The following is an 8,184-nucleotide window of genomic DNA, read 5'->3' on the forward strand; positions in this document are numbered from 1 at the left end:
ATGTTGGCCGGTTCTCCGCGAAGGTGCCGCCAACATCGCCCACTCGATCGGCCGAAGGGCGAGCGGATGCCGCATCCGCTCGCCTTCGCGCCATCACGTACGCTCGTGGGATGCCCCACGACGTCGTGATCCTCGGCGGCGGACACAACGGCCTCACCGCCGCCGCCTACCTCGCCCGCGCCGGACGCTCCGTGCTGCTCCTCGAGCGCGACGACCACCTCGGCGGCGCCGCCGTGTCGGCGCAGGCGTTCGACGGGGTCGACGCACGGCTCTCCCGCTACTCCTACCTCGTGAGCCTGCTGCCGCGGCGCATCATCGACGACCTCGGCCTCGACGTCCGTCTCGTGCGGCGCCGCTACTCCTCGTACACGCCCGATCCGGCCGAGCCGTCGCGCGGCCTGCTCGTCGACCGCGAGGCGACGCCCGAGGCATCCGCTGCCGCGTTCGCCCGAGTCGGCGCCGCAGCCGATGCCGACGCGTGGAACGCCTTCTACGGCCAGACCGGCCGGATCGCCGAACGCCTGTTCCCCACGCTCACCGAGCCGCTGCTCACCCGCGCCGAGGCCCGCGAGCTGGTCGGCGACGACCACGCCTGGCGGGCCCTGATCGAGCAGCCCCTCGGCCGCGCGATCGACGAGCGGTTCGCGAGCGACCTCGTGCGCGGCGTCGTCGCGACCGACGGACTCATCGGCACGTTCGCCGACCTCGACGACCCGTCGCTCGACGCCAACCGGTGCTTCCTGTACCACGTCATCGGCGGCGGCACGGGCGACTGGGACGTGCCGATCGGCGGCATGGGCTCGGTCGCGGGCGAGCTCGCCCGGGCAGCCCGTGCGGCCGGCGCGGAGCTCGTGACCGGCGCCGAGGTGCTCACGGTGGAGCCCGACGGCCGGGTCCGCTACTCGCTCGACGGCGCCGAGCACGTCGTCGACGCCGAGGTGCTCCTCGCCAACGTCGCGCCCGTCGTGCTCGATCGCCTGCTCGCTGCGGGGGCGACGGATGCCGCGGCGCGCCGCTCGGAGGCCGCCGCAGCGCGCGCCGCCACGATCGCCCCCCGCGACCAGCCGGCGTTCCGCCCGAACGACCCGCTGCCGGTGCCGCCCGTCGTGCGGGAGCGGCTGCGCCGCCTCGCCGAGCCCGAGGGCGCGCAGGTCAAGGTCAACCTCCTGCTGACCCGGCTGCCCCGCCTCCGTGACCCCGAGGTCGCGCCCGAGGCCGCGTTCGCGGGCACGTTCCACATCAACGAGCTCGAGTCGCAGCTCGACTCGGCCTTCGCCACGGCGTCGCGCGGCGGCATCCCCTCGCCCCTCCCCTGCGAGGTCTACTGCCACACGCTGAGCGACCCCTCGATCCTGTCACCCGAGCTCGCGGCGTCGGGCGCCCACACCCTCACCGTGTTCGGCCTGCACGTGCCGCACCGGCTGCTCGAGCGGTTCTCCAACGACGAGCTGCGCGATCGCCTGCAGGCCGCCGTGCTCGTCTCGCTCGATTCGGTGCTCGCCGAGCCGATCGCCGACGTGATCGCGACGGATGCCGCCGGCCGCCCCTGCATCGAGACGAAGACCACCCTCGACCTCGAGGAGGCGCTCCGCATGCCCGGTGGCAACATCTTCCACGGACCGCTGTCGTGGCCGTGGGCCGAGGACGGCGCCGCGCTCACCACGCCGGCCGAGCGATGGGGCGTGGCGACGCGGCATCCGCGCATCCTGCTCTGCGGCTCGGGCGCGGTTCGCGGGGGCGCCGTCAGCGGCATCGGCGGGCACAACGCGGCCATGGCCGTGCTCGAGGCCGAGACGGACTGACCCGCCGGCGCACAGCGCAGGCGGGTCAGGGAAGTCGGCCGGAGGGGCGATCAGAAGATGAACATCTGCCCCATGACGAGGATCGCGATGACGAAGAGGGCGATGATGCCGCCGACGATCGCGACCGAGCGGCCCGAGAGCCGGGCGATGGCGTAACCCACCAGGAACGGCAGTGCCACGAGGAAGATCGTGACGACCCACCAGAACGCGATGTAGCCGCCCGGTGACATCTCGTCGAGGCGGCCGGCGAAGAGCTGCTGGGTGCTGGGATGCGTCGCGAACGCGAACGAGGCCGACAGCGGCACGGCGATCAGCGCGAAGACGAAGACACCGGCGAGGAAGCCCCAGAGGCCCGACTTGCCCTCGGTGATGTTCAGGCCCTCCTCATGCTGCGCGGTCGTCGTCGCCTGGCGCGTGCTCGACGACTGCCCGCCCGACGGATGATTCGGCTTGCGCTTGGCGCCCCCACTTGATCCCATGGCGCAACTCTAGTGGTTTGCCGCACGCCGGGTTTAGCCTGAGATCCACGACGAGCAGGGGGCGCCATGACCGCGAAACCGACCGGCCACTACACGTTGAAGCCCGACGGGCTCTACCTCCAGTTCGACCGCCTCTTCCACGCTCCCATCGAGGAGGTCTGGTACGCCCTCACCAATCCCAACGCCATGCGTGCGTGGATCGGCACCTACACCGGGCGGCCCGAGACGGGGGGCGTCCGCTTCCAGATGACCTTCGAGGGCGACGGCGCCGAGTGGCAGAACGTGAGCATCCTCGAGTGCGCCCCGCCGCACCGCTTCCTCGCCGACTCGGGGCCCGCCCCCACCGGCATCCGCGTCTTCGCGCACCTCCGCGAGGCCGCCGGCATGACGACGCTCACCTTCGGCCAGCGGCTTCCCAATACCGCGGATGCCGCGACGATGGGCCCCGGCTGGGACTACTACCTCGACCGGCTCATGGCCGCCAAGGCCGGCCGGCCCCTGCCCGACTGGGAGACGTACTACCCGGCGTTCGCCGACCACTACAAGGGGCTGCACGTCCCGGCCGAGACGCACGGCTGAGCGCGGCCTCGCGCGGACGAGGGCGAGCCGACGGCGATCGGATGCCGCGACGACGGCCTGCGGATGCCGCGACGGCGCTCGTGCGCGCTTCGGCGGCCCGCGGCATCCGCGCCCCTAGACTGACGCCGTGAAGAGCATCGAGCGGCGCGCCCGCGACCAGAGCACGGGCCCCACCGGCCGGGAGCGCGCCGCGAACATGATGGCGAATCGCCCGCTGGTCTGGGCGTTCATCGCCACGATCGGCGTGCTGCTCGGGCTCGCCCTCGCGTGGACGCTGCTGAACCTCTCGGGCGTGCTCTTCTCGGTGTTCGCGGCGACCTTCATCACGCTCGGGCTCGACCCGCTCGTGCGGTGGTTCCAGCGCCACGGGATGAAGCGCGGCGGCGCGATTCTGACCGTGATCATCCTCTTCATCCTCGTGATCGCCGGCATGCTGTGGATCGTGGTGCCGCTCGTCGTCGGCCAGGCCGCCACCTTCATCGACCAGATCCCGTCGATGCTCGCCGACCTGCGGGCACAGGACTGGTTCAAGGAGGCGTCGTCGGRCTCKGGCGGCGTGCTCGCCTCGGTCTACACCTGGTTCGTCGGGCTGATCAGCGACCCGAAGACCTGGGCGACCGTCGGCGGCGGCGCGCTCAACGTCGGCCTCGCGATCGTGGGCGGCATCTCGACCGGGTTCTTCATCTTCATCCTGACGATCTACTTCACCGCCACGCTCGACTCCTCGAAGACGGCGATCTACACGCTCATCTCGGCGTCGCATCGTGAGCGGGTCGTGGGCTACGCCGAGCGCATCATGCAGAACGTCGGCCGCTACCTCAGCGGCATGGTGATCCTCGCGTTCTTCAACGCCACGTTCAGCCTCATCGTGCTCGTCATCGCGCAGGTGCCGTTCGCCCTCGTCATCGCGGTGGCCGCGTTCTTCATCACGCTCATCCCGCTCATCGGCACCGTGCTCACCACGATCGTCATGACCGTGCTCGCGTTGTTCGTGTCGCCGCTCTCGGCACTCATCGTGCTGGTCGCGATGCTCGTCTACATGCAGGTCGAGGCGTACATCCTCACGCCCAAGGTGATGTCGAAGGCCGTGCAGGTGCCCGGCTCGATCGTGCTGATCGCAGCCCTCGCCGGTGGCACGCTCGCGGGGCTGCCCGGCGCGCTCGTCGCGATCCCGGTGGCGGCCGGCATCCTGCTCATCATCAAGGAAGTGATCGTGCCGGCGAAGGCGCGGTCGTAGTTCACCAGAGCGACGGGGCCTTGGCCTTCGTCGCCGGCAGCGCGACATCCGCGCCCCATCGTTCGATCCACTCGGGGATGCCCTGGCCCTCGATCGCGCCGAACTCGGCGATGAGTTCGGAGACCGGCACGGTGCCGCCCGTCTTGCGCAGGAAGCGCGCCCGGATGAACCCCTGCGCGTAGACCTCGGCCTCGCCGTCGGGGCCTGGACGCACGAAGCGCTGCTCCATGTAGACGGCCTTGTCGTCGTAGCCCACGAGCTTCGACTCGATCGTGAACCGCTGCCAGAGGCTCAGCGACTTGCGGAACGTGATCGTCTCGCTCGCCACGACGGGGTACCAGCCCTTCGCGCGGAACGCCCGCCACACGCCGTTGCGCACGAGCATGTCGAAGCGCGCGACATCCATGATCGAGAAGTACACGCCGTTGTTCATGTGCCGGTTGATGTCGAGGTCGGTCGGCAGCGTGACGAAGTTCGTGCGTGCGACGTCGTAGTGACCGAGGTCGGGCTTCCGACGGGACAGGAACAGCACGTGCAGCAGCGTGCGGAAGAACATGTGCATAGTCCACGACTGTAGGCCGGATCCGAGCACGGAACCTCCACCTTGGCGGGTCGCCACAGCGGGCGGGCGGATGCCGCGAGCTGCCGTTGTGCGATCCGTTCAGCCCTTGACGGGCACGTGCCGCTCGTCGGGACCGTCGTACACCGAGAGCGGGCGGATGAGCGCGTTCGACGCGGCCTGCTCCATGATGTGCGCGGTCCAGCCGGTGACGCGGCTGGCGACGAAGAGCGGCGTGAACGTCGCGGTGTCCCAGCCCATGAGGTGGTAGACGGGCGCCGAGGGGTAGTCGAGGTTCGGCTTGATGTTCTTGCGCTCGCCCATGGCCGTCTCGAGGGCCACGTAGAGGTCGAGGACGTCGGGGCGGTCGTAGTGCTCGACGATGCGCTCGAGCGCGTCGCGCATGGTCGGCACGCGCGAGTCGCCGTTCTTGTAGACGCGGTGGCCGAAGCCCATGATCTTGCGCTTGTTCGCGAGCGCGTCGTCGAGCCAGGCGATGGCGCGCTCTGCGCTGCCCTCGCCCATGCCGATCTCGTCGAACGCGTGCATGACCGCCTCGTTGGCGCCGCCGTGCAGCGGGCCCTTGAGCGCGCCGATGGCGCCGACGACCGCCGAGTAGAGGTCAGCGAGCGTGGACGTGATCACGCGGGCCGTGAACGTGGAGGCGTTGAAGGAGTGCTCGGCGTAGAGGATCATCGACACGTCGAACGCCGTCACCACCGCGAGCTCCGGCGCCTCGCCGAACGCCTGCCAGAGGAAGTTCGCGGAGTACCCGAGGTCGTCGCGCGGCTCGACGAACTCGAGCTCGTGGCGGCGGCGCTGGTCGTAGGTGACGATCGACGGGAGCTTCGCGAAGAGCCGGATCGCCTTGTCGAGGTTGGCCTCGGGCGAGTCGTCGGGCGTCTCGGCATCGCTCGCGCCGATCACGCTGACCGCGGTGCGCACGACGTCCATGGGGTGCGCGGTGAGGGGCAGCTCGTCGATGATGCGCTTGACCTCGTGGTCGAGGCCGCGGTGCGACCGCTCGCGCTCCTCGAACTCGGCGAGTTGACGGTCGTCGGGAAGCTCGCCGTACCAGAGCAGGTAGGCGACCTCCTCGAAGGTGACGGATGCCGCGAGCTCCTGCACCGGGTAGCCGCGGTACAGCAGCGAGTTGGTCTCGGGGTTGACCTTCGAGACCGCCGTGTAGTCGACCGGCACGCCGGCCAGGCCCTTGTAGATCTCTCGCTCTTCCAAGTGCGTCCCCTTCGTCGCGGGTGGGGCCTCAGCCTACCGGTTCCGGGAGGGCGCTCTCCGGCGCTCCCTCTCCACTTCGAGAGGACGGGATCTGCGGGTCCGGTGCGTCCCGGACCCGCGGATCCCGTCCTCACACTCCCGGTGAGGCGCTCCGGTTGTCCTCCACAGCTCGGGCCGGGGCGGACTGCTCGCCGCACTTGTCGCCGAAAGCCTCTGGCTCGGCTGAGCGGAACCCAAGATCGAGCGTGACCCGTCGCGCACCGATCCCCCACCCGCTCGACGTCGGCCCGTTCACCACGAGGGCTGCATTGGCGGCCGGCATGAGCCCGAGCCGGCTCCGCGCATCCGACCTGGTCGCACCGACGTCGGGCGTGCGAGTCCACACCGCGGCGCAATACGAGGAACGCTGTCGCGCAGTGCTCCTGGCGCTCTCCCCGCACGCGTTCCTCTGCGGCGGCGCCGCTGCTGAGCTCCACGRCATTCCGCTGCCATGGCGGCTCGGTCGGCCGCCGCAGGTCGAAGTCGCCACGCCCGGTCCCGGTCGTGCGGTGAGGCGGGCGGGCATCGTGGCTCGGAGCCTCGTCGTGTTCGGCGACGAGGTCGGGCTGCTCCGCGGCATCCGTCTCACCTCACCGGCTCGCACGTGGTGCGACCTCGCGCGAACGCTGACGGTCCCCGAACTGGTCGCAGCGGGCGATCCGCTGCTCGTCCGCGGCGCGGATCTCGTCGATGCCGCGCGACGCCATCCCGATCGCCGGCTGCACGCGAAGCTCCGCACCGCGCTCGATCTGCTCGACACCGGATCGGAATCCCCCAAGGAGTCCGAGACCCGAGCGGTGCTCCAGCTCGGCGGCCTGCCACGACCGCGGTCGAACGTGCCGATCTTCGACGGCGGGCGCTTCCTCGCCCGCGTCGACCTGCTGTACGAGGAATACGGCGAAGTGCTCGAATACCAGGGCGACCACCACCGCACCGACGTGGGGCAGTGGCGGCGCGACCGAGGTCGCATCGTCCGCCTCGAGGACACGGGATTGCACGTGATCGAGGTGACGCAACTGGACCTCGACGATCCCGCGGCGTTCGTCGCGCGCGTGGCTCGGACTCTCGCGCAAAAGGGCTGGGCGGGCGCGCCGCAGTTCTCGCGGTGGTTCCCGACCTGACCTCGTCAGGACGAGATTCGCGGGTGCAACGGTGCGGGGACCCGCAGATCCCGTCCTCACGAAGGTGGGGATGATCCGGCGGGGGGCGGGCGGGGTGGGGCCAGGAGGGCGGGCGGATGCCGCGGGGTCAGCGGGCGACGCGGAAGTTGAAGATCGACGTGTCGAACTGGTTGTAGCCCTCGTAGTCGATGAGCTCGTAGAGGTCGGCACGGTGCTGCATCTGCCCGAGCATGCCGTTGAGCGAGCCGGTCTCCTCGAGCTCGTCGAGTCCGCGCACCGCGGCCCCCATCGCGAGGCGCAGCAGCGACACGGGCCAGATCACGAGGTTCATGCCGACGTCCGCCAGCTGCCGCACCGTGAACAGCTCGCTCTTGCCGAACTCGGTCATGTTCGCGAGCAGCGGCACGTCGACGGCGGCGCGGATCGCGGCGAACTCCTCGAGCGACGACATCGCCTCTGGGAAGATCGCGTCGGCGCCAGCGTCGACGAGCTTCTTCGCCCGGTCGACGGCGGCGTCGAGGCCGTCGACGGCACGGATGTCGGTGCGCGCCATGATGAGGAAGTTCTCGTCTCGGCGGGCGTCGACCGCGGCGCGGATGCGCTGCAGCGCCGTGTGCTCGTCGACGACCTGCTTGCCGTCGAGGTGCCCGCAGCGCTTCGGGTTCACCTGGTCCTCGATGTGCAGGCCGGCGAGCCCGGCATCCTCCATCTCCTGGACCGTGCGCGCCACGTTCATCGGCTCGCCGAACCCGGTGTCGGCGTCGACGATCGCGGGCAGATCGGTCATGCGCGCGATCTGCTTCGCCCGGCCTGCCACCTCGGTCAGCGTGGTCAGGCCGATGTCGGGCAGGCCGAGGTCGGCCGAGAGCACCGCGCCCGAGATGTAGACGCCCTCGAAGCCCTTCTGCTCGATCAGCCGCGCCGAGAGCGGGTTGAACGCGCCCGGGAACCGCATGATCTCCCCGCTGGCGAGGCGCTCGCGGAAGAGCCGGCGCTTCTCGTGGGCGGGAGTCTGGGCGTAGAGCATGGTGGGCCTCCTTCGATCCAGCCTAGCTTCGAGCGGATGCCCCAGGGCCGAGCGGATGCCGCAGGCAGGACGGATGCCGCAGGCAGGACGGATGCCGCAGGCAGG

At 70.5% G+C, this 8,184-nt stretch carries 8 protein-coding genes; 4 read left to right on the plus strand and 4 right to left on the minus strand.

The window, feature by feature from the left end:
* The first annotated feature begins 110 nt into the window (after positions 1 to 110).
* Positions 111 to 1,802 carry a phytoene desaturase family protein gene (locus AC1DY2_RS10965; protein ID WP_476762459.1) on the plus strand — a complete coding sequence of 564 codons (1,692 nt, stop codon included), beginning with the start codon at positions 111 to 113 and terminating at the stop codon, positions 1,800 to 1,802.
* Between the two features lie 50 nt (positions 1,803 to 1,852).
* On the opposite strand, the gene AC1DY2_RS10970 is transcribed toward AC1DY2_RS10965, so the two are convergent.
* Entirely contained in the window at positions 1,853 to 2,281 is a 429-nt protein-coding gene (locus tag AC1DY2_RS10970) for a hypothetical protein (RefSeq protein WP_476762460.1), read from the minus strand.
* Positions 2,282 to 2,347: 66 nt separating this feature from the next.
* Here AC1DY2_RS10970 and AC1DY2_RS10975 point away from each other — a divergent pair, with 66 nt between their 5' ends.
* Both AC1DY2_RS10975 and AC1DY2_RS10980 read left to right on the plus strand, forming a co-directional pair.
* On the plus strand, positions 2,348 to 2,860 hold the full coding sequence (locus AC1DY2_RS10975; protein ID WP_476762461.1) for an SRPBCC domain-containing protein: 513 nt from the start codon (positions 2,348 to 2,350) through the stop codon (positions 2,858 to 2,860).
* A gap of 127 nt (positions 2,861 to 2,987) precedes the next feature.
* Positions 2,988 to 4,097: an AI-2E family transporter gene (locus tag AC1DY2_RS10980; RefSeq protein ID WP_476762462.1), complete on the plus strand. Its 1,110-nt coding sequence runs from the start codon at positions 2,988 to 2,990 to the stop codon at positions 4,095 to 4,097.
* 1 nt (position 4,098) lies between these two features.
* On the opposite strand, the gene AC1DY2_RS10985 is transcribed toward AC1DY2_RS10980, so the two are convergent.
* Both AC1DY2_RS10985 and AC1DY2_RS10990 read right to left on the minus strand, forming a co-directional pair.
* Positions 4,099 to 4,653: a thioesterase family protein gene (locus tag AC1DY2_RS10985; protein ID WP_476762463.1), complete on the minus strand. Its 555-nt coding sequence runs from the start codon at positions 4,651 to 4,653 to the stop codon at positions 4,099 to 4,101.
* A 105-nt stretch (positions 4,654 to 4,758) separates the two neighbouring features.
* On the minus strand, positions 4,759 to 5,892 hold the full coding sequence (locus AC1DY2_RS10990; RefSeq protein WP_476762464.1) for a bifunctional 2-methylcitrate synthase/citrate synthase: 1,134 nt from the start codon (positions 5,890 to 5,892) through the stop codon (positions 4,759 to 4,761).
* A 245-nt stretch (positions 5,893 to 6,137) separates the two neighbouring features.
* Here AC1DY2_RS10990 and AC1DY2_RS10995 point away from each other — a divergent pair, with 245 nt between their 5' ends.
* Positions 6,138 to 7,052: a hypothetical protein gene (locus AC1DY2_RS10995; protein ID WP_476762465.1), complete on the plus strand. Its 915-nt coding sequence runs from the start codon at positions 6,138 to 6,140 to the stop codon at positions 7,050 to 7,052.
* 127 nt (positions 7,053 to 7,179) lie between these two features.
* Here AC1DY2_RS10995 and prpB read toward each other — a convergent pair whose 3' ends face one another.
* Positions 7,180 to 8,079: a methylisocitrate lyase gene (gene prpB / locus AC1DY2_RS11000; RefSeq protein ID WP_476762466.1), complete on the minus strand. Its 900-nt coding sequence runs from the start codon at positions 8,077 to 8,079 to the stop codon at positions 7,180 to 7,182.
* Between the last annotated feature and the right edge of the window lie 105 nt (positions 8,080 to 8,184).

It is taken from the genome of Agromyces sp. P1_H4, assembly GCF_056405255.1.

Bases quoted from the DNA above. Each gene is read 5' to 3' on its own strand.
- AC1DY2_RS10965 (WP_476762459.1), top strand. From the start codon at position 111: ATGCCCCACGACGTCGTGATCCTCGGCGGCGGACACAACGGCCTCACC.
- AC1DY2_RS10970 (WP_476762460.1), bottom strand. From the start codon at position 2,281: ATGGGATCAAGTGGGGGCGCCAAGCGCAAGCCGAATCATCCGTCGGGC.
- AC1DY2_RS10975 (WP_476762461.1), top strand. From the start codon at position 2,348: ATGACCGCGAAACCGACCGGCCACTACACGTTGAAGCCCGACGGGCTC.
- AC1DY2_RS10985 (WP_476762463.1), bottom strand. From the start codon at position 4,653: ATGTTCTTCCGCACGCTGCTGCACGTGCTGTTCCTGTCCCGTCGGAAG.
- prpB (WP_476762466.1), bottom strand. From the start codon at position 8,079: ATGCTCTACGCCCAGACTCCCGCCCACGAGAAGCGCCGGCTCTTCCGC.